This window comes from Serratia sp. OS31 (assembly GCF_014164835.1).
Lineage (GTDB): Bacteria > Pseudomonadota > Gammaproteobacteria > Enterobacterales > Enterobacteriaceae > Serratia > Serratia liquefaciens_A.
In genome coordinates this window covers 1-21,481 of record NZ_JACJFQ010000030.1, presented here as the reverse complement: position 1 = coordinate 21,481, position 21,481 = coordinate 1, and the positions used below count along the sequence as shown (strand labels likewise).

Annotated in this window: 19 protein-coding genes; 10 read left to right on the top strand and 9 right to left on the bottom strand. The window is 56.6% G+C overall.

Translation table 11 applies throughout. The features are described 5' to 3' along the window. The first annotated feature begins 5 nt into the window (after positions 1–5). Entirely contained in the window at positions 6–233 is a 228-nt protein-coding gene (gene nqrM, locus H5P17_RS20750; protein ID WP_020825372.1) for a (Na+)-NQR maturation NqrM, read from the top strand. A gap of 188 nt (positions 234–421) precedes the next feature. Here nqrM and H5P17_RS20745 read toward each other — a convergent pair whose 3' ends face one another. After that, positions 422–1,306: a glycerophosphodiester phosphodiesterase family protein gene (locus H5P17_RS20745; protein WP_044548506.1), complete on the bottom strand. Its 885-nt coding sequence runs from the start codon at positions 1,304–1,306 to the stop codon at positions 422–424. Positions 1,307–1,513: 207 nt separating this feature from the next. On the opposite strand from H5P17_RS20745, the gene dinB reads away from it, so the two are divergent. Further along, positions 1,514–2,575 (top strand): DNA polymerase IV, encoded by a 1,062-nt coding sequence (gene dinB, locus H5P17_RS20740; RefSeq protein ID WP_044548508.1) that lies wholly within the window; start codon positions 1,514–1,516, stop codon positions 2,573–2,575. Between the two features lie 78 nt (positions 2,576–2,653). Here the strand turns inward: dinB and pepD are convergent, their stop codons facing one another. After that, entirely contained in the window at positions 2,654–4,114 is a 1,461-nt protein-coding gene (gene pepD, locus H5P17_RS20735) for a beta-Ala-His dipeptidase (RefSeq protein ID WP_044548510.1), read from the bottom strand. Positions 4,115–4,438: 324 nt separating this feature from the next. Here pepD and gpt point away from each other — a divergent pair, with 324 nt between their 5' ends. From gpt to H5P17_RS20705, 6 genes are all read left to right on the top strand, one after another. Next, positions 4,439–4,897 carry a xanthine phosphoribosyltransferase gene (gpt, locus tag H5P17_RS20730; RefSeq protein WP_044548512.1) on the top strand — a complete coding sequence of 153 codons (459 nt, stop codon included), beginning with the start codon at positions 4,439–4,441 and terminating at the stop codon, positions 4,895–4,897. 144 nt (positions 4,898–5,041) lie between these two features. Further along, positions 5,042–6,289 carry an esterase FrsA gene (gene frsA, locus H5P17_RS20725; RefSeq protein ID WP_044548514.1) on the top strand — a complete coding sequence of 416 codons (1,248 nt, stop codon included), beginning with the start codon at positions 5,042–5,044 and terminating at the stop codon, positions 6,287–6,289. A 60-nt stretch (positions 6,290–6,349) separates the two neighbouring features. Continuing rightward, positions 6,350–6,751, top strand: a complete 402-nt coding sequence (crl, locus tag H5P17_RS20720) for a sigma factor-binding protein Crl (RefSeq protein ID WP_041414255.1) — start codon at positions 6,350–6,352, stop codon at positions 6,749–6,751. Positions 6,752–6,866: 115 nt separating this feature from the next. Further along, a complete protein-coding gene (proB, locus tag H5P17_RS20715) occupies positions 6,867–7,970 on the top strand; it encodes a glutamate 5-kinase (protein ID WP_182824943.1) in 1,104 nt (367 codons plus the stop codon). 9 nt (positions 7,971–7,979) lie between these two features. After that, positions 7,980–9,233 (top strand): glutamate-5-semialdehyde dehydrogenase, encoded by a 1,254-nt coding sequence (gene proA / locus H5P17_RS20710; protein ID WP_182824941.1) that lies wholly within the window; start codon positions 7,980–7,982, stop codon positions 9,231–9,233. Positions 9,234–9,507: 274 nt separating this feature from the next. Further along, positions 9,508–9,912, top strand: coding sequence for a DUF2251 domain-containing protein (locus H5P17_RS20705; protein WP_044548517.1), 405 nt, complete (start codon positions 9,508–9,510; stop codon positions 9,910–9,912). A 140-nt stretch (positions 9,913–10,052) separates the two neighbouring features. On the opposite strand, the gene H5P17_RS20700 is transcribed toward H5P17_RS20705, so the two are convergent. The 5 genes from H5P17_RS20700 to H5P17_RS20680 all read right to left on the bottom strand — a co-directional run bounded on the left by H5P17_RS20700 (position 10,053) and on the right by H5P17_RS20680 (position 14,070). Beyond that, positions 10,053–10,274: a hypothetical protein gene (locus H5P17_RS20700; RefSeq protein WP_071827002.1), complete on the bottom strand. Its 222-nt coding sequence runs from the start codon at positions 10,272–10,274 to the stop codon at positions 10,053–10,055. A gap of 194 nt (positions 10,275–10,468) precedes the next feature. Beyond that, on the bottom strand, positions 10,469–10,714 hold the full coding sequence (locus tag H5P17_RS20695; RefSeq protein WP_182824939.1) for a helix-turn-helix domain-containing protein: 246 nt from the start codon (positions 10,712–10,714) through the stop codon (positions 10,469–10,471). A 164-nt stretch (positions 10,715–10,878) separates the two neighbouring features. After that, positions 10,879–11,418 (bottom strand): hypothetical protein, encoded by a 540-nt coding sequence (locus H5P17_RS20690; RefSeq protein WP_182824937.1) that lies wholly within the window; start codon positions 11,416–11,418, stop codon positions 10,879–10,881. Between the two features lie 381 nt (positions 11,419–11,799). Further along, the gene (cybB, locus tag H5P17_RS20685; protein WP_182825002.1) at positions 11,800–12,324 is read right to left on the bottom strand and encodes a cytochrome b561; all 525 of its coding nucleotides are present in this window, start codon (positions 12,322–12,324) and stop codon (positions 11,800–11,802) included. A 147-nt stretch (positions 12,325–12,471) separates the two neighbouring features. Further along, on the bottom strand, positions 12,472–14,070 hold the full coding sequence (locus tag H5P17_RS20680; protein ID WP_122077405.1) for an ABC transporter substrate-binding protein: 1,599 nt from the start codon (positions 14,068–14,070) through the stop codon (positions 12,472–12,474). A gap of 303 nt (positions 14,071–14,373) precedes the next feature. Here H5P17_RS20680 and H5P17_RS20675 point away from each other — a divergent pair, with 303 nt between their 5' ends. Together H5P17_RS20675 and H5P17_RS20670 are read left to right on the top strand one after the other, a co-directional pair. Continuing rightward, the gene (locus H5P17_RS20675) at positions 14,374–14,628 is read left to right on the top strand and encodes a YdgH/BhsA/McbA-like domain containing protein (protein WP_044548526.1); all 255 of its coding nucleotides are present in this window, start codon (positions 14,374–14,376) and stop codon (positions 14,626–14,628) included. 460 nt (positions 14,629–15,088) lie between these two features. After that, a complete protein-coding gene (locus H5P17_RS20670) occupies positions 15,089–16,435 on the top strand; it encodes a condensation domain-containing protein (RefSeq protein WP_182824935.1) in 1,347 nt (448 codons plus the stop codon). 93 nt (positions 16,436–16,528) lie between these two features. Here H5P17_RS20670 and H5P17_RS20665 read toward each other — a convergent pair whose 3' ends face one another. After that, complete coding sequence (locus tag H5P17_RS20665; RefSeq protein ID WP_182824933.1) at positions 16,529–19,624, bottom strand: amino acid adenylation domain-containing protein; 3,096 nt, start codon at positions 19,622–19,624, stop codon at positions 16,529–16,531. 76 nt (positions 19,625–19,700) lie between these two features. Then, positions 19,701–21,302, bottom strand: a complete 1,602-nt coding sequence (locus H5P17_RS20660) for a condensation domain-containing protein (RefSeq protein ID WP_182824931.1) — start codon at positions 21,300–21,302, stop codon at positions 19,701–19,703. Positions 21,303–21,481: the final 179 nt, after the last annotated feature.

The window sequence follows — 21,481 nt, the reverse complement described above, 5'->3', positions numbered from 1 at the left end:
TCGCTATGTTGACGGTATTTGTCGCCACCTTCGTGTTGTTTCTGCTGATTGTCGGCGGCATGTCCCTGGGCTACGTGTTTAAACGTAAAAGCCTGCAGGGCAGCTGCGGCGGCATTACGGCGCTGGGGATGGATAAGGTCTGCGACTGTCCGGAACCTTGCGATGCGCGTAAAAAACGCCTGGAGAAAGAGGCGTTGCGCCAGCAGCAGTTGGAAAAGCACCGGATTATCTGACTACAAGGGGCGCATGCAGCGCCCCTTGTAGTCAGATGACAAACACCCGAAAAGCGTGGTTTTCGGATGTTTGGGGTAAATCAGAAGACATAATTCTTTGTTTTTATTGGAGCCAGAGCAGGACTTTTAACTACAAAGGATTTTGTCAGCCATCTGAGGGGCGCATGCAGCGCCCCTTTTTCTATCGGTTATTTGGCCTGGCGAAAGTTTTTCGCGTCGGCCGGTGAGTTGACCATCACCCCGTCGACCCCAAGCGCCAGCGCCTGCTGGTAGTCTGCCGGGGTGTTGATACCAAACAGAACGATGTGCGCCGGCCCTTGCGAACGGAAGCAGTCGATCGATTCTTTATCCCAGGTCAGAAACGCCTTGGAGCGCCCCTCGCCCAGGGTAAATTTCTCCACCACTTCCACTTCCCGCTTCAGTTCAAGCCCGTACCAGCGTGGCTTCTGGTTATCCGGCTTCAGTTCGCACAGGTGCGACAGGCTGATATTCGCCAGCAGATCGCGGGTTTCATCGCGGGTTTCAAAACGCTTGATAGCCGGCGGTAACGCCTGCAAATATTTGGCATCGGTGGAGTAAACGCGAGTGCGGTTCAGGCTGTCGGTTTTCTCCAGCGTTGCCAGCAAGGTTTTACCGAACTGGGCCGGATCGGCATCCGGTGACTTGATGTCCAGATAGAAATTGACCTTGGGGAAGTCGTTGAGTATTTCATCCAGCCGAGGAATGCCAATGCCTTTCCCCCGGAATGGATGCGTTTCCCCTTTGGCGAATGACCAGCCGGCGTCAACTTTTGCCAGTTGTTCGGCGGTGTAAGCAGAGACCAAACCCTGTTGGTTGGTCAGCGCCTTCAGATCTGAAGGGCGGTACAGCACGATAACGCCGTCTTTGGATTCCTGCAGGGTGATCCAAATGGCGTCGGCATCGTTTTTCAGTGCGGTTTCAATCGCGACGCGGGTATTTTCCGGTGCGTCGGCAGTGCCGCCGCGGTGCGCAATAATGGCAGGGGCTGCGCTCGCGGCAAGGGAGATCAGGGATAATGCTGAAGCGAATAAATAGACCGAGAATGTTTTCATGTAGGGCACCTTCCTGTGCGTAAGGTTTATTGTTATCAGTAATTGAGGCGATTAATTTGCCACAGCGTACTATTCAAAAATTACGCTTTTTTAACAAGTCGAAGATAATTGGGTGAAACCCTGTTTTCTCCGAGCTGATCCGAGTTTTGCCGAGGCTTGAGCTTTCCATTATTGGCTGTATACTTATACAGTGTTATTGGAGGGGCGATGCGTAAAATCATTCATGTCGATATGGACTGCTTCTTCGCGGCGGTAGAAATGCGCGACGATCCCAGCCTGCGCGATATTCCGTTGGCGATTGGCGGTAGCGCCGACCGGCGTGGGGTGATCAGCACCGCCAACTATCCTGCGCGTCGCTATGGCGTACACAGTGCCATGTCGACAGCGATGGCGCTCAAGCTTTGCCCGCACCTTAAGCTGCTGCCCGGTCGAATGGCGGCATACAAGGAAGCCTCGCTGCATATCCGTGAAATTTTTGCCCGCTACACCCCGCTGATAGAACCGCTGTCTCTGGATGAAGCCTATCTGGACGTAACCGACTGCAGCCAGTGCAACGGATCGGCGACGCTGATCGCCGAGCAAATCCGTCAGGCTATAGCCGATGAACTGAACCTCACCGCGTCTGCCGGTATCGCGCCCATCAAATTCCTCGCCAAAATCGCCTCGGAGCTGAATAAGCCGAACGGCCAATACGTCATTACCCCGGCGCAGGTTCCCGCGTTTTTACAGCAACTGCCGCTGAGTAAAATCCCGGGCGTGGGAAAAGTGACCGCCAAACGGCTGGAAGAAGTGGGGTTGATCACCTGCGCCGATGTGCAGCAGTACGATTTGGCAGCGTTGTTAAAGCGCTTTGGCAAGTTTGGCCGCGTCCTTTGGGAACGCTGTCAGGGCATCGATCTGCGTGAGGTTTCGCCTGAGCGGCTGCGCAAGTCGGTGGGGGTAGAACGCACGCTGGCGGAGGACATTCATGCCTGGGAAGAGTGCGAAGCGCTGATCGTCGAAAAACTATACCCGGAACTGGAAATGCGCTTGCGTAAGGTAAAACCGGATCTGCATATCGCCCGCCAAGGCGTGAAGCTGAAGTTTCAGGATTTCCAGCAAACAACGCAGGAACACGTTTGGCCGGTGCTGAACAAAGACGATTTGATCAACGTAGCGCGTCAGGCATGGAGCGAGCGGCGTGAAGGACGAGGGGTGCGGCTGGTAGGTTTGCACGTGACGCTGCTGGATCCGCAGTTGGAGCGCCAGCTGTTGCTGCCGTGGGAATAATAAGGGCGCAATCTACAATTGCGCCCTTATCTGAACTGCTCGGTCATTTCTGGGGTTCAGCGTGCCGAACCCGGCAGATTACGCGCGCTCTGGGATAGCCTTCAGCAGCGCCGTCAGCAGCTTCCAGTACAGACCCACGCTTTCGATATGCACCTGCTCATCCGGCGAATGTGGCCCGGTGATGGTTGGCCCAATCGACACCATATCCATATTCGGATAAGGCTTTTTAAACAGGCCGCATTCCAGCCCGGCGTGGATCACCATAATGTTCGGCGTCTTGTTGAACAGGTCCTGATAGATCTCGCGTACCAAATGCATGACCGGTGAGTCAGCGTCCGGCTGCCAGCCAGGGTAGCCGCCTTTCGGTGCCACTTTGGCGTTGGCCAACTGGCCCAGCGCGGTCAGCATGCCGACCACGTAATCTTTACCGCTGTCGATCAACGAGCGGATCAGACAGATGATTTCCGCTTCGCTGTCGCTGGTGGTCACTACGCCCACGTTCAGTGAGGTTTCCACCACGCCTTTCACCGCGTCGCTCATGCGGATCACACCGTTTGGCGTACCGTTGAGCAGCGCCAGGAAACGTTGCTGGCTGTCTGCGGTCATCGCCTGAGACGTGCTGGTGGTTGGCTCCAGCAGAACGGTAATGTTCTTCTCTTTAGCGGACAGCTCATTTTGCAGGGTGGCCAGGAACGCCTGGCTCAGTGCTTTGAGCTCATCGGCCTTAGCCGCCGGTACGGCAACCACGGCAGAAGCTTCACGCGGGATGGCGTTGCGCAGGGTGCCGCCGTTCAGGTCCAGCACGCGCAGGTTCAACGCCGCGGCATTATCAAACAGGAAGCGCGCCAGCAGCTTGTTGGCGTTGCCCAGACCGACGTGAATATCCGCGCCGGAGTGGCCGCCTTTCAGGCCCTTGAGCGTCAGTTTCAGAGTCTGGTAACCGGCCGGTACGGCTTCACGCTGCAGCGGCAGGGTGGTGATAAAATCAATCCCGCCGGCGCAACCCATGTAGATCTCGCCTTCTTCTTCGGAGTCGGTGTTGATCAGGATATCCGCCTGCAGCCAGTTAGCCTGCAGCCCGAACGCACCGTCCATGCCGGCTTCTTCGGTCATGGTCAGCAGCACTTCCAGCGGCCCGTGCTCGACGCTGTCGTCTGCCAGTACCGCCAGCGCGGAGGCCATGCCGATGCCGTTGTCGGCGCCCAGCGTGGTGCCGCGCGCTTTGATCCACTCGCCGTCGATATACGGCTGGATTGGATCCTTGGTGAAGTCGTGCACGGTGTCGTTATTCTTCTGCGGCACCATGTCCAGGTGCGCCTGCAGGGCAACCGGCTTGCGGTTTTCCATGCCTTTGGTGGCCGGCTTGCGCAGCAGGATGTTGCCTACCTGGTCACGCTCAGCGTGCAGGTTTTTCTCTTTGGCCCATTCGAGGATGTGTTGCGCCAGCGCTTCTTCATGATAAGAAGGGTGCGGAATAGAGCAGATTTTGGCAAAAATATCCCACAGCGGCTGTGGCGAAAGTTGAGACAATTCAGACACAATAAGTCTCCTGTAACGGCATTCTCGGCATAGCGGGAATGCCGCTCGGTTAGGGTTAGGGGCATCTGTGCGGCTTTGGCACGATCTCCAGAGAATATCACTTTCTACCGGGCGGTGCCCGTCCCGAATTGTGCTGTTTAAGCGCTTGATCACACTAGTTTGCTGCGCCGCAGTTCATTTTTTCAGCATCAATCACCAGAGGAAATACTTATGATTTCCACGGTACAACTGGTATTCGGCGCGTCCAGTCTCTATAATCTCGCGCAACCTTTTTTCCCCTGATTACTGAATAAGCCACACCCTGGCTGGCTGGGACACCATTCTATGAGCGAAAAATACGTTGTTACCTGGGACATGCTGCAAATGCAAGCGCGCAAACTGGCTCACCGCCTGCTGCCCGTAGACCAATGGACAGGCATTATTGCCGTAAGCCGCGGCGGCCTGGTGCCGGCAGCCTTACTGGCGCGTGAACTGGGTATTCGCCATGTGGATACCGTATGCATTTCCAGCTATGACCATGACAACCAACGCGAAATGAAAGTGCTCAAGCGCGCTGAAGGCGACGGTGAAGGCTTTATCGTCATCGACGATCTGGTGGATACCGGCGGTACTGCGAAAGCCATCCGCGAGATGTACCCGAAAGCGCATTTCGTCACCATCTTCGCCAAGCCGGCAGGTCGCCCACTGGTGGACGATTATGTGGTTGATATTCCACAGGATACCTGGATCGAGCAGCCATGGGACATGGCGGTGACCTTCGTGCCACCGATCGGCGGTCGTTAAGTTCGACAGGCTGTTCCATTAAAACGCCCGGTTTCGCCGGGCGTTTGCGTTATTTTGGTTTATCGCCCCAGAGTTAGGTACACTACCTCCAGTTGATTAGGCTGTTTGCGGCCTATAGCCAGATTTACGGAGGCTGTTGTTACCATGGCACAAGCCAACCTTTCTGAAATTCTGTTCAAACCCTCATTTAAACATCCTGAGACCTCGACGCTGGTGATGCGCGCGCGCAACAAAGTCAGCGCCGATCTGCATTCCACGCTGGAAGGCAACACCGTCAGCAACTGGTATCGCATGCTTAACCCGCTGTTGTGGGCCTGGCGCGGCGTTGATCCGATCGAAATCAACGAAGTGCTGGCGCGCATCGCGGTCGCCGATGTGGAGCACACCAACGACAAATGGCTGGATACCGTGGTCGGTTACCGTAACGGCAACTGGATTTACGAATGGGTACACCAGGGCATGCGCTGGCAACAGAGCGCGTTGGAACAGCAGGATCCTTTGATCGGCGGCCAGCATTGGCTCAACGCCGCCAATTTTTACAGCATCGCCGGCTACCCGCACCTGAAAGGGGACGAACTGGCCGAGCAGGCCGAGGCGCTCTCCTGCCGGGCTTACGAAGAAGCCGCGCTGTTGCTGCCTTATCAGTTGAAAGAGCTGGAGTTCCGCATTGAAGGCGGCAGCAGCATCAATGGCTTCCTGCACCTGCCGGAAAAAGGCGAGGCCCCGTTCCCGACGGTGTTGATGTGCGGCAGCCTGGATACGCTGCAAACTGACTATCACCGTCTGTTCCGCGATTATCTGGCACCGCACGGCATCGCCATGCTGACCATCGATATGCCTTCCATCGGCTCCTCATACAAGTGGAAGCTGACGCAAGATTCCAGCTTCCTGCATCAGCAGGTGCTGATCCAGCTGGCCTCGGTGCCATGGGTCGATCATCAGCGCGTTACCGCGTTTGGCTTCCGTTTTGGTGCCAACGTGGCGGTGCGTCTGGCCTATCTGGAGCCACAGCGGCTGCGGGGCGTGGCTTGTCTGGGGCCGGTGGTGCATCGCCTGCTGTGCGACAGCAAAACGCAACAGCACGTGCCAGACATGTACATGGACGTGCTGGCCAGCCGGATGGGGATGGCCAATGCGTCGGATAACGTGCTGAAGGTAGAACTGAACAGCTATTCGCTGAAAACTCAAGGGTTGCTGGGCCGCCGTTGCCCGACGCCAATGCTGGCCGGTTACTGGGATCAGGATCCGCTCAGCCCGAAAGAAGAAGCGCAGTTGATCGCTTCATCCTCGTTGGACGGCAAACTGATCGCCATACCGCGCGCGCCTGTTTACAGCAGTTTCCACAAGGCATTGCTGCAAATGACCCACTGGATGAAAGATAAAATGCGTTAATTAGTTGCTAAATTTTAACAATTTGTTAAAAAGAGTGGTCTACATTGAGGAGGTTAAAGAATGACGTTACCGAGTGGTCACCCTAAAAGCCGACTAATGAAACGTTTCGCCAGCTTGGGGCCGTACCTGCGTGAAGGGCAGTGTGAGAACGACCGTTTTTTCTTTGATTGTTTAGCCGTGTGCGTCAATGTTAAGCCTGCCCCAGAGAAGCGTGAGTTCTGGGGTTGGTGGATCGAACTGCATGCCGAAGATACGCGTTTCACCTACGCCTATCAGTTTGGCTTGTTTGATAAAGATGGGCACTGGACGCCGGAAAAGATTAAGGATGCTGAAGTGAAAACCAAGTTGGAAACCACCCTGCGTGATTTCCACCGTCGTCTGGGCGAGTTGCTGACCACCATGGAACTGACGCTTGAACCGGCCGAGAATTTCAAAGAAAAACTGATTAAACTTTCCGCCTGACCCCGTTAGACCACAAGTATTCTGCTGATTTCGCGTTGTGCCTGTTGGCATAACGCGTCTCTCCTGTTACAAAGTCCTTTGCATTATTCTTCTCATCTTACACGGCAGAAATACTATGAACGGCAGCCAGACACTGGTTGTGAAATTGGGCACCAGCGTGTTGACCGGCGGATCGCTGCGTCTTAACCGTGCTCATATTGTCGAACTGGTACGCCAGTGCGCACAACAGCATGCAGCGGGTCACCGCATCGTTATCGTCACCTCCGGCGCAATTGCCGCCGGGCGCGAACATTTGGGTTACCCCGAACTCCCCGCCACCATCGCCTCCAAGCAGCTGCTGGCGGCGGTCGGGCAGAGCCGGCTGATCCAACTGTGGGAGCAACTGTTCTCCATTTACGGCATCCACGTCGGGCAGATGTTGCTGACGCGCGCCGATCTGGAAGACCGCGAACGCTTCCTCAACGCGCGTGACACCATGACCGCGCTGCTGGACAACCGTATCGTGCCGGTAATCAATGAGAACGACGCGGTAGCGACCGCAGAAATCAAGGTGGGCGACAACGACAACCTGTCGGCGCTGGCGGCGATCCTGGCCGGGGCAGACAAATTGCTGTTGCTGACCGATCAGCAAGGCTTGTACACCGCCGACCCACGCAATAACCCGCAGGCGGAACTTATCCGCGAAGTGCACGGCATCGACGATGCGCTGCGCGCCATTGCCGGTGACAGCGTTTCCGGCCTGGGCACCGGCGGCATGGGCACCAAACTGCAAGCTGCCGACGTGGCTTGTCGCGCCGGCATCGACGTGATTATCGCTGCCGGCAGCAAGCCGGGCGTGGTGGGGGACGTTATTGAGGGCAAACCGGTGGGCACACGTTTCCACGCGCTGGAAACCCCGTTGGAAAACCGCAAGCGCTGGATCTTCGGCGCACCGCCAGCCGGTGAGATCACCGTCGACGACGGCGCGGTCGATGCGATTATGGCGCGCGGCAGTTCACTGTTGCCGAAGGGCATTCGCGAAGTGAAAGGTGATTTCTCCCGCGGTGAAGTGATCCGCATCCGCAATCTGGCGGGGCGCGATTTGGCCCACGGCGTCAGCCGCTATAACAGCGACGCGATGCGCATGATTGCCGGCCATCACTCGCAGGAAATCAGCGAAATTCTCGGTTATGAATACGGCCCGGTGGCAGTGCACCGCGACGATATGATAGTCAGTTAAGGAGTGAGCATGCTAGAGCAAATGGGGAAAGCCGCCAAACAGGCTTCCTGGCAACTGGCGGTGCTGAGCACGGCGAAGAAAAACCAGGTGTTGTCGGTTATCGCCGACCGGCTGGAAGCCGAAAGCGAAGTGATTTTACAGGCTAATGAACAGGACATGGCGCAGGCACGCGCCAGCGGGATGACCGAAGCGCTGCTCGATCGCCTGCTACTGACTCCGGCGCGACTGGCGGCGATCGCCAACGATGTGCGCCAGGTATGTCGTTTAAACGACCCGGTTGGCCACGTGTTGGACGGTAGCCTGCTGGACAGCGGGCTGAAACTGGAACGCCGTCGCGTGCCGTTGGGCGTGATTGGCGTGATTTATGAAGCACGGCCTAACGTCACCATCGACGTTGCCAGCCTGTGCCTGAAAACCGGCAACGCGGTGATCCTTCGCGGCGGTAAAGAAACTCACCACACCAATCAGGCGACGGTGAAGGTGATCCAGCAGGCGCTGGAACAGTGCGGCCTGCCGGCGGCGGCGGTGCAGGCTATCGACAGCCCGGATCGCGCGTTGGTGAATGAACTGCTGCGCCTGGATCGCTACGTCGATATGCTGATCCCTCGCGGTGGCGCGGGGCTGCACAAGCTGTGTCGTGAACAGTCGACCATCCCGGTGATCACTGGCGGTATCGGCGTTTGCCACACCTACGTTGATGACAGCGTTGATTTCGACAAGGCGCTGACGGTGATAGAAAACGCCAAAATTCAGCGCCCAAGTGCCTGTAACTCGCTGGAAACGCTGCTGGTGAACCGCAGCATCGCCGCAGAGTTCCTGCCGGCGCTGAGTGCCAGAATGGCGGCGGTGGGGGTTACCCTGCACGCGGCGGAGAATGCCATGCCGCTGCTGCAAGACGGCCCGGCAACGGTGGTGGCGGTGGCGGCAGAAGATTATGACGACGAATGGCTGTCGTTGGATCTGAACGTGGTGCTGGTGGACGATATCGATCAGGCCATCGACCATATCCGCACCCACGGCACCAGCCACTCCGACGCGATCCTCACCCGCTCGTTGAGCAGCGCCGAGCACTTTGTGCGCGCGGTGGACTCCAGCGCGGTATATGTGAATGCCAGCACCCGCTTCACCGACGGCGGCCAGTTCGGCCTGGGCGCAGAAGTGGCGGTCAGCACCCAGAAACTGCACGCCCGCGGCCCAATGGGCCTGGACGCACTGACCACCTATAAGTGGATCGGCTACGGCGACGATTTGGTTCGCAGTTAACTTTCAGTACGGCGTTGATATTTACTGTAGGGGCGCAGCATGCTGCGCCCTTTTTGCATGCTGGTTCATACCGGAAATTGGCATCGTTGCAGGCCTCAGCGAAACCTACTCTGACAGTCGGCTTGGTGCCAGAAGCAGACCTTTCTAAAGCAATTGTGTGTCAACAAAGTGGGCGCAGGTCACGGGCTTATTTCATCGCAGGGATGTTATGGTAAATTGCTTGTCGGTTTGAGTGCAGTCTAACCAAACAACCAGGGAAAGGAGAGTAATCGGGATGACGATTTTAGTGACGATACAGGCTCAGCTCATTGTTGGAGAAGCGCAGGTGATAAAAAGCCTGGCTCCTGAGGGTATGCTGGCTGCCATATTTGAAGACGATGGCCATACCGGGTATTTCTACGCGCTCGATGAGTCCGTTGAAGGAAACCCGATTCAGGATGCAGTGTATATCTACAATGTCGAGGATATTTCAGACGGCCACATTCCTTCTGACGTTAAAATCGGCTGGTCAGAAGACAGTCAGAAGTGCGTGCTCCTTATCAACGGATATCCGCATGGAGCGTTCGATTTCGTGGGGAAAAATGGGTACTGCAGAAGTGGATTTCCTCCCCCGATAAACAAGGTATGGTCTTTGTCCGGCCATGAGTGGAGCGATTCGGTGGATGACTTTTTCCGGTGAGTTACGGTGGGCTTAACGCCTGCCGTTATTATCTATCCATATTGAAAATGTCACTCTGAAGGGGGCGGACGATTTCCTGGACTTTCAGGAGATAAACTATGTATTCAGAATGTCCGCTCTACGCTCATAGCGGCCCAATATTAAAGGTTTTCCATATAATAGAACGCTTTCATCAGTTCTTCTTCGGTTTGTGGTGATACCAAACTTGCCCCAGAATCTTCCTCAACTTTTATCAAAAGCTCACTGCGGGTAATTCCTAACCTGTTTGCCACATGGTTAGCACAGCTTCGTGCGTGAGAAGCTCTGTGTGCCAAGGGCCTTGCCATATCCAAAACTCTTGTCCTCGATGATGAATGAGACATTAGTTCCTCCTTAAACAGATACACCTGGATAACTCGTTCTTCGCTGCCAAAGCTTTCTGGGGGGCGTTCAACTATAAGACAGGGAATGCACCGGACCGGTGACACTCTTCAATAGCTATGGAGTGCCTAATTTGCTCATCGCGCCCGGATATGTACTGATAAGCGAATTCGTAATGCGAAGGTCGTAGGTTCGATTACAAAGAAGGAAATCGCTCGCCAATCCGCTCAATGACCGCTCCAGCATCCACCCCAAGCAGCCGAGTAATAACAGCAAACTCAACCACATCCAGCTTGCGCTCGCCGTTTTCAACCTTGGCGATAAACGACTGCGGGCGTCCCAGCGCTTCGGCCAGTTTGGCCTGCGTGATGCCTTTTTCTATACGAGCATCCTTAAGTATTTTTATAACTAATTGATACTCGGTTGAATAAACTGAAGTCATGGCGTTTTCCGCGAGTGATATCCCAAAATCGAATATCTGCCATTATCTACAAACGGGATGGTTAAGCAATTATTTAATCCGGCGAACGTTATCGTCTAATTAAGTAAGGGGGCCAGGGTAGTAAGAACCACTTGAGCCCCCATTATTACCCATCTATATTCCCGTTATTTCTTAACCATAAGATGACTGCGTTCTTCTTTACTCATCGCCTTGTTTGAGCTGGAAATAACGCAGTTATATTCTTTGCCTTCATTAATAATCATAAAGGTGCTGACGGGGTTTTTAAAATCTTTGCCGATGGTGAAGTAAACATAATCCTTAGGCAACACATTGGGCTTGAAGGCGCCAAATGCATAAACCCCTTCCATACCGAGTGCTGATAAATCAACCGTAAGCTCCAGCGGCTGCGTGGCCATCGGCGATGGCAGCATGGATTTAGCCGACATCATCATCGAACTGGTATTGACGGTGTATTCGCTGGTGACTTTCATCCCGACATACTTGGAGGTTGGCCTCGAAAGTTCTTTCATACAGGCGGCATCGTGTTGGGGCGCGGGGCTGCCGTTTTGTTGCACGGCGTGTACGTGTTCCAATGTCACCTGCACTTTGCCAGTCACCGGTTGTTTAGTGTCTGCCGCGTGAGCCATGCCGACCATCGTGATGGAAGCAATTGTAGGTAAAATAACGCCAGTCATTATTTTCATTACTATTCTCCTGACTTTTAAGTTTGGAAAAGTCGCATTAACTTTTCCGTGTGTGTAGCCGATGGAATTTAATTAATGAAATCATGGGTAGCACTATGCGGCCCTGTGCCGTCATCGGGCATGGCATAGTGGACTTTAAAACAACTGGCGTTTTTAAGATCAATGCAATGAATGGATAAGGGTTTTTGCTTTCGGAACTCTGTCAGCCCATGGGCTTATATTTTGTATGAATAACCTTAGTCAAGATCCGGGATAGATACAACTCGCCGTATATAAATTTTTTTAACCCTTTGGCACCTGGAAATTAATAAGCCAATGGACTATTTCCATTGACTTATATTTATATGCTTATTATTACACTTTTTGGGATATCACTTAGGGCTAACGCCGATTCAACCAAGGCAGCATACGCACCAGCGCATTGTCTTTAACGATATAGTGATGGAACAGCGCGGCGGCGGCATGTAGCCCGATCAGCCAATAGCCGAAAGCCGCCAGCGTCTTGTGCCAGCCGATAATCGTTCGCGCCTGCGGCCGGTCGGCAATCTCGGCGAACGGCATTGGCAAACCGAATAAAAACCACTCTTTCCCCCCCAGATAGCGGGAATAGACGCCCAGAATCGGTAACGTCAGCAGCAGCAGGTAAATCAGGCTGTGCACCAGATGCGCCGCGCCGGTTTGCCATTTTGCCGGTTTCGGCTCGATAGCGGGGCTGGTGTGGCGCCAGCGCAGAAACAAGCGGGCGAGCATCAGAACAAATACCGTCACTCCGCAGCTGAAGTGGGTCACCACCAGCACGTACCACACTGGGGTGCCCGGTATGGCAAGCCCTCTCAGCTCAATCGTCGTGCAGGTCACGACCAGCAGGATCGCCACCAGCCAGTGCAGACGGATCTGCATCGGCATATAAGAGTTCTGCACCGGGTTACCTTTTGATGTTAAATCACAGTGTTGATGAGAGTAACCAAATGTTACAGGAGAGGAAAGCGCCGGATGAGAATTTCATCCGGCGGATTGCCGGTACGGCACCCAACGCGGGTGCCACACTTTCACTCAGTTGATCTTGGCCTTGGCAAAGTCGCTGCCGTTAACGTCAACCACATAGCCGCTGACGTTGCTGCGGGTGGCGTAGAACACCTTGCCGTTAGCCAGCGGCAGCAGCGGAGCCTGTTGGGCAAAAATCACCTGTGCCTGCTGATAAAGCTTGGCGCGTTCGGCCGGGACGCTAACCTGAATCGCCTGCTGGATCAGTTTGTCGTAGCTGCTGTCGCACCAGCGGGCCGCGTTGGCACCGGTTTGCACACCGGCGCAGTTGAGCAGGGTAGCGAAGTTGTCCGGGTCGCCGTTATCCGACATCCAGCCATACAGCGCGCTCTGCTGTTCCCCTTTGCGCAGCCCGGCCAGGTACTGGCCCCACTCCCAGGTGACGATTTTGGCTTTCACGCCCACTTTCGCCCAGTCGTTTTGGATCATCTGGGCGATGCGGCGTGAATTCGGGTTGTAAGGGCGGGCTACCGGCATCGACCAGATGTCGGTCTCAAACCCTTTCTCCAGCCCGGCCTGCTTGAGCAGTTCACGCGCTTTTTCCGGGTTGTAAGCGTATTCGGGCAGTTTGTCGTTATAGCCCAGCATGCCCGGCGGCAGTATCGAATAGGCCGGCGTGCCGCTGTCTTTGAATACCGCCGCAACGATGGCCTTTTTGTCCACCGCATAGCTCAGCGCCTGGCGTACCAACACGTTGTCGAACGGCTTCTTCTGGGTATTGAAGGCCAGATAGCCGACGTTCAGGCCGTCGATATTGTGCAACTGCAGGTTTTTATCGCTCTTGATGGCGTCAAACTGCTCCGCCAGCGGGGCAGGGATGATCTGACACTCGTTGGTTTTCAGCTTGGCCAGCCGGGTTTCCGGGTTTGGCGTAATGGAGAAAATCAGGTGTTTGCTGGCCACTTCGCCCTGCCAGTAATGCGGGTTGGCGATGTAACGGATCAGCGAGTCCTGCTTGTACTGCTGCAGCGCAAACGGACCGGTGCCGATCGGCCAGTTATCGACATATTCCGGAGTGCCTTTTTTCAGCATGGCATCGGCATATTCGGCGGAAAGGATCGAGGCGAAGTCCATCGTCCAGTCGGCGAGGAAAGCGGCGTTAGGCTGGCTCAACGTAAAGCGCACGTGGTCGTTATCCACCGCCTCCACTTTGGTGATCAGCTTGTCCAGCCCGGTGTCGGTGAAGTACTCGTAGTTGCCGCCGGACACCTTGTGATACGGATGGTTGGGGTCCTTTTGACGCATCACGGTGAACACCACGTCCTCGGCGTTGAAGTCGCGCGTCGGAGTGAAGTATTTGTTGCTGTTGAACTTCACGCCCTTGCGCAGCGTAAAGGTGTAGGTTTTGCCATCCGGGCTGATGGTCCACTCGGTCGCCAGTGAGGGCGCCGGGGTTTTATCGCTTTCACGCAGCGTCAGCAGGCGGTTGTACAGCACCTGCGAGGTGGCGATAAAGGTGGTGCCGGAGCTGGAAAGCTGCGGGTTGAAAGATTCGGGCGAGGCTACGGTGCAGTAGACCAGGGTATCCGTGGCGGCCAGTGCGCTGCCCGCCGTCAACAGGCCGGTTCCTGCCAACAACAGACCCGCAGTGCTTTGTTTTAAACGCATAAAATGGATGGCTCCCTCAGGTTGATTGAGGACACTGCCGCCGCTGTGGCATTCAGGCAGCCCTCAATTTAAATATAAGTGATTGATCGCGAATATGGGAACTGGGGAATGACGATTGATCGGCGGCCGCAGACCGGCCGGGCGTCAAGATAGCCCATGAAATTGTATGCTTAGGTAAATAACCCCGCTTTTCCGGTTGTCTGACAAAAATGTTATCGACGGGTCACTTTGGGGTCAGCAACCCCCACTTAGAATCACCTCACCAGACAGAACCTGGTCTGGTCAATCCAATGAGGTGGTTATATGAAAGCGATTAAATATGTCATGGCGGCGTTTATCCTGGCGGTGGTGTCCACCAGCAGCTTTGCGGCCAACAGCGTCAGTTCCGAGCAGGGGCTGACTAAAATCGGCGTGGTCTCCGCCAGCGGAGCACTGACGCTCTCAGGTCTGGAAAAGCAATTGGCGAAGAAAGCCGATCAGGCCGGAGCCAGTTCATACCGCATTATTTCCGCCAGCGGAGGCAATAAACTGCACGGCGTGGCGGTAATTTACCAATAATGGCAGGTGCATGCCGTTAGAACGGGGCGGTACTTGCTTTTACCGCCCCAGAAGGTCCCTATTTTGTTGATTTTGAGCCCCCATAGTCCCGCCATTTAGCCCTCGATCACTCCTCAACCGCACTCTCCCCGTCAAGTAAGTTTGCAGCATGAACAGGTTGTTCTATATTCATGAAAATGATAATAAGTGTTATTATCATTTTCATTTGTAACCGAACCGAAACATCTTCAGTGCGTTGCCCTGGCCTTGGAAAAGGCGGCTACGCCATCTCGCTTTACGTGCGCCAGGGAGGTCAGGCACGCCAACCACAACACAATAATAAGGATCACGCCGGGCAGCCCATGGGCTGGTCATCCAGTCGTGTCCGCCATTTACCCCGTTTTTGGTCGTTATCGGCGGCAGCGGGGTTTTCGCTTCCGTTGTTTCAACATTTGTTTATGGCTTATCAAAGGTAGGTAACATGTCGGAAACTGTTTTGGCTACTGAATGGCTGCCGCTGACACCGGCGCAGTTAGACTTCTGGGACGAATTTACCTTGCACCCCGGGCAGCCCTTTTCCACCGTCGCTCACGTCACCGAACTACGCGGCGCGATAGATGAAGAGGCTCTGTGTCGGGCTATCACTCAGACCATGGCGGAAACGCAGGCGTTTGCATTGCGTTTTCGCGCCGGCACTGGCGAAAGTTTGCCGCTGCAGCGTTACGATCCCCAGGCAATACCGCAACTTAATCACCTTGATCTCCAGGCACAGCCTGATCCCTACCAGGCCGCGATGCGGCTGATGCAGGCTGATGTCGATCAACAACTGGATCTGCGCAGCCAGCCGGTGGCCGCGGTGTGGTTGATCAAGCTGGGGCCTTCGCGTTTTATTTGGTACCTGCGCGCTCACCATATTGTGATCGACGGTTTTGGCATGGCGTTAGTCGAACACCGTTGTGCCGCGCTGTATACGCATTTCCTCGACGACAGCGCGGCAGGGCATGCACTGGGCGAGTTTCATGCTTTTCAGCATCATGAACTGGCCTATCCGACTTCTGAACGCTGCGCTAAAGACCGGCATTTTTGGCAGCGGTATTTGCCGCCGTCGCAGACCTTGCCGACGGTGCGCAAAGGCGGCAGGGAATATGGCGTGAAATCTCTGAGTACCAGCACGGCGCTGCCGGAGGAAATATCGCAGCGGTTGCGTTGGCTGTCGGAACGTAGCGGTATCGGTTGGCCCGATCTGTTGCTGGCGCTGTCCGCCGCCTGGCTGTTCTTTACCTTGCCGCCGTTGCCGCATGATAAAGGCGATACGCGCACCATGTGGATGCCGGTAATGAACCGCCGCAGCAGCCTGGCGACCAATACGCCGGCGCTGGCGGTCAATACGCTGCCGTTTTTGGTGTCGCTGCGTGCGGAAGAGACGCTGGGCCATTTTCTGTCGGGCATGGCGAAGATGCTGCGTGAGCTGCGCAGTCACGCCGGTTACCGCCTGCGACACATTGCCACCGATCGTGGAGTGACGCCGGCCTCTCGTTTGTTCATTTCCCCGTTTATCAACGTCCAGCCTTTCGATCCTGCCGGTTTCAGCGGTTGCAGCTGTGCGCGGCGTGTTCTGGCAGGCGGCTCTGGTGACGGCGCTAACCTGACCTTCCGCGGGCGCACCGATGCTGGCGATCTGCACCTGGATATCGATGTTTACGTGCAGCAGTTTCCCTGCGATGGAGTCGAAGACTACGGGCGTGACCTGCAGGCGTTTTTATTGCGTGCGTTGCGGGAAGAAGCGCTGGAGACGGCGCTCGGCGAACTGGTGGCGGTGCCCGCCTGATGGCGATCCGGTAGGGGTCGAACACGTTCGACCCGATTTACTCTTGGGTGATGTGATAGGGGGCTGCTTGCAGCCCCGTAAGTTTAAACCGCGTTAACGCGCCAGCAGCGCCGCCACTTCCCGCGCATTTTTGCAGGGGATTAACAGCGTTGGTGGCAGTTGGGTGCCAAAGGCCTGGTTAAGCTGTGCCGCCACCTGGCGAATGTGCGGCAGCTTCAACCCCATGCTGATAAAGGCCGTTTCTTCTCCCCATTCCGGGCGCGGCGTTGCGCCGATGGCCTGTAAATAGATGGTCAGGATCTTGCCGCTGTGCGCCGGTGGTGCGCTCGGCAGCGGCGCCGCACAGGCATTCAGTCCCGGCGCGGCACGATCGGCGCTGAAGGCTGCGCGGATGCGGTGACGGTCGGTCTTGCCGTTACCCGACAGCGGCAGCACCTCGGTATGAATAAAGCGTGTCGGGATATGGGTACAAGGCAGGTAGCCGGTCGAAAAAGCGCGGATCGCCGCCAGCGACAGCGGTTTGCCGTCGTGGGTGAGGTACATCGCCCCGAGCGTCGCTTCACCACTGTCACCGCCAGGGTAATCCACCACCACGATATCGAGAATAGCTTCGTGCCCGCGCAGCACATCTTCAATTTCCGGCAGCGAAACGCGCACGCCACGGATTTTCACGTAGCCGTTCACCCGGCTGGCGAACAGGATATTGCCGTCCGGGCGATAGTACCCCTGATCGCCGGTACGGAAGGCTCGCAGCGGTTGTCCGTCGGGCCCATCCAGCGTAACGAAATCATGTTGTTTTAAATCGCCGTCTTCCAGATACCCCAGCGCCAGATTCACCCCGGTGGTGTGGATGCGGCCAACCACGCCGGTCGGGCAGTGGGTGCCGTCTTCATGGCAGATAAAGTATTGGTTAGCCGGCAGCGGTTGACCATAGGGCACGGTGCCGGTGTCCTGCGGCGCTATCGGGTGCCAGATGCTCCAGATGGTGGTTTCGGTCGGGCCACCGAGCGAGAACAGGCTGATGTCCGGACGCAGGCCGCGCAATTGTTGTACCGTCGCCGGTTTGATGTAATCGCCCCCCTGAGCCACCAGGCGCAGCGAACGCAGGCTGTCGTCGGTTTTACAGGTAAGCAGCATTTCCAGAATGGCGGGGACCGAACACCACAGGCTGACGCCATGGCGCTCAACCAACTGGTTCCAACTGATGGCGTCCTTTTCCTGGTGTGGTGCCGGTAACACCAGCGTGGCACCGGCGCTGAGCGAGCCGAACAGATCAAACATCGACATATCGTGGTGCGGCGGCGTGACCGAAATCATCACGTCGTCGGCGGTGACCGCCCAGCGCTGTAGGGTCTGGCCGATAACGTTGGCGGTGGCGCGGTTATTGAGCACCACGCATTTAGGTTTGCCGGTGGTGCCGGAGGTATACAGATAATAACTGGCTTCGGTGCTGGCGCTACGCTCGGTCAGCGTCTGGCTGTCCGGCAGTGCGGCGGTACCTGCCGTCGAGTCGAGCAGCGCCTCTGGCGTCACTGCGTGCGGCGTATCCAGCTCCCCGTTGTGGACCACCAGATCCGGCCGACAGTTGGTCAGCAGATAGGCGGTGCGTTCCGGTGGCGAGTTGATGTCGATCGGCACCCAGATAATGCCCAACAGCGCACAGGCGAGGGAGATGGTCACATGCTCCGGGCTGCGCGCCAGATACAAGGCCAGCACGCTGCCTGGCTTCAGGTCACGCTGTTGCAGGTTTGCCATCACTGCGCTAACCCGTTGGCCCAATTCCGGGTACGTCAGGCTTAGTTGGTCGCAGATTAACGCGGGGCGTGGTTGCGGATCGTTAAACAACCGGTCTGCCAGCTGCGTCAGGTAAGGGTAAGCGCTGAATGCCGTTTCGCTGTAGTTATGCCGGTAATGTTGGTAATCGATAAATTGTGCGGGGGGAATTTCCACATCGCCGTCCCGACACATCAACATCACCCGACGTTGCAATGCGTCCAGCATCGCCTGCACCTGCTCGCCATCCAATGCCTGCTCGGCGTAGTCGACGCACAACAGCAGGTTCTTGTCGGCGTCCTGCGTCAGGCGGATATCGATCGCTACCTGTGGCGTTTGGGTCACGCCGTCATGGTAGCGCACCGGCGCGTTGGCAGGCAGCGTCTCCCATCCCAGGCAGTTGGTGAGGATCACCGGCAGCGCCGGGGAACCCTGGCTGTGATTGAGTAACTGTCGTGCCAGATCAACGCCGGAAAATGCCAGATGGTCGAGCGCACCCAGCACGTCGTCCTGCAAGGCCTGGGCGCGGCTGATAAAGGTGCCCCCCAGGCGAGAATAGTGCACCGCCACAAAGGTAGAGGCGTTGCTGAGCGAACCATTTGCCGCAGGAAACGCCACCGGCACGCCGACGCAGAGTTCGCCGTCGGTGGTCCACTGTGCCAACGTATCGAGGATCAGTGCCGAAAGGCTGCTGTTGCGCAGCAGGGCATGGGCGGATCCCAGGCGTGAGAACTGTTTAAGTACTTCGCGCGGCAAAGTCAGGTTGGCACGGCGATAGCGAGAGGATTTGATATTGGCCAGTGGGGTGCGCCACGGCAGCGCCGACGGCGTGGTGACGTCTTGTAACTTGGTCTGCCAATAGGCGGCATCAATCTGACGCTGTTCCGCCGTGGCGGCAACTGGCGGGCTTGGCGGCGCGACAGGCGGCAGTGGGGCGTCGTCAAACAGTCGGGCGATGACGGTGGAGATGCCCTGGCCGTCGAGGATCAGCGCGTCGAAGCTGGTGAAAATCACGGTGTCATAGGGGCTGCCGGTGGCGTCCTGCGTCTCCGAGAGCTGAATGGCGGCAATGCGCCACAGGGGCTGCGCGGGATCGTGGCGCTGATGCGAATATTGCTCGCGCAGGTCAGCCAATTGGCGTTGCGCTGCCTGATGGTCGAGCGCACGCAGATCGTGCCGATCCAGATTCAGCGTGGCCTCTGCCCGCACGTGCTGAGTGAAACGCTGGGTATCGATGCAGGTGCGCAGCGCCGCATAGTGTTGCACCAGTTCGCTCAATCGGTTTTCCAGGCGGGCCAAATCCAGCCCCAGACCACGATATTCGCGAAAGTCATGCATCGCTACGCCGCCGAGCGGCCATTGTTCGCTGCGACCGAGCAGGTAAGCCTGCTGCAGTGCATTTAATGGTGTCTCCATGGTATTTCCCTATTGATTGTCACTAACCCACGAAATAGAAAGCAGGGCGCGTGAGGCCACGCGCCCGGAACCGATATCAGGCTTTGGGCGCCAGCACCTTCAGCAGCATTTGCACCCCCTCGTTGGCATTGGGGGCCAGCTCGCAGATCAACGCGGCAAGCGCTGCCGGGGTCGGGTTCGCCTTGACGTCCGCCGGCGTCAGCGCTAACGGCAGATATTTGTTCAGTACCGCTAACAGCGCCTGCAGAGCGTCCTGCGGTAGCTGCAGGGTGCGGATATCGTCATCGTCACCCAGCCTGGCACCCGGCGCGACCCGCGCCAGCAGCCGGTGCAGCAGTTGGCGAACCGGTATCTGGCGTGCCAGGCCCGCCGCGGAGCATTGGGCCAACCACTGCGAAAGTGGCTGATTAAAGCTGTTCGGCCGGTTGGCGGCCCGCTTCAGCAAGGCACCGTACGTGGCGAACAGCTGCGGCAGCAGCCGATCCGGGAAGGCGTCCAGACGGACGTCCCAGTTGATCAGAATGCCACCGTTGGCGTGTGCCACCTGGGCGTCCAGCGCCACCTGCGGCCCCTGGGAAATTACCCACTCCAGTGGGCCAAAAGTGCGGGTGACGTTGTCAGAAAACAACGCTTTGCCATGGATGCCAAACCCGGCGGTAAATACCACGGGGGAAGGCTGCATGCTGCCTTGCAGGCGCGACAGATCGCGCATCACGCTGACGCCGGGGTAGTCGGCGTTAGCGATCAATTCACCCAGCTGGGTCATCAGGCGGCGGCTGAAAGCCGGTAAGTTTTCAGCCGGGTTCAGCTCCACGCCAAGCAGCACCAGGTTAGAGAAGTCGCCGATGATCGGGGCGAGGCTGGCTTCATCCCGGTGGAACAGCGGCACATTGAGCCTGAAACGCGGCATGTTCCAGCCATGGCCGACGGTAACGGCAAACAGCGCCAGAAACAGGGATGAAAGCGTGATGCCGTGCGCCCTGGCGGCATCTTCCAGCGCTTTGGTTTCGCTTGCGCTCAGCTGCAGCGCCAGCCGATCGCTGCGGCAAATATCCGGTGTGCGTAACAGGTGCGGTGCCGGCGGCAGTTGAGGCAGGCGTTCGCGCCACCAAGCCTGAGCGCAGGAGCGACGTGCCTGCTGCGCGGTATCGGCATAGTGACGATCCAGATAGTCAAAGTAGGGCACGCCATGGTCGGCGGGGGATGCCGGACATTGGTGATAAAACCGCGCCAAATCCTCCATCAACACGCGAAAACCCATGGCATCGCCGGCGATCATATCCAGATCGACATGCAGCCTGCTGTGGCCGCCCGGCAGCAGGCTGAGGCTGATATCACAGGGGATACCTTGTTCCAGAGGCAGTTTTTGGCTGCTTTTTTGCTGCCGTTTGGCTGTGAGCAGGCGGCTCACTTCGGGAGTATCGGCCTGGCTGAAATCGTCCAGATACAGGCCATGCGCAGGGCCGCAGGGAGTGATGGTCTGCTGGCCATCGGCCGTGATGCGCAGGCGCAACATGGGGTGATGCAGGTAAAGGGCGGCAACGGCCTGTCTCAGTCGTTCGACATCCAGGTCGCAGCAGTTAAATTCCGCATACAGGTGGGCGGATACGCCCCCCAGCGGCGCTTCGGATTGCCGGCCTACCCAGTAGGCGGCCTGCATCGTGGTCAACGCTTTCATCGGGTTTCCATCAGTATTGAGAGACTGTAAGAATATATTGCAATGTTAATGGGAATGAAAATTATTACTATTTTTATTTGTTGATATAAAACGTAGGGATAATGCAAAAAAGTAAAAGGGCACTCGCTGAGAGTAAATATAAAATTAGATATAATTATGTTTTATATTCATTTTAAGTG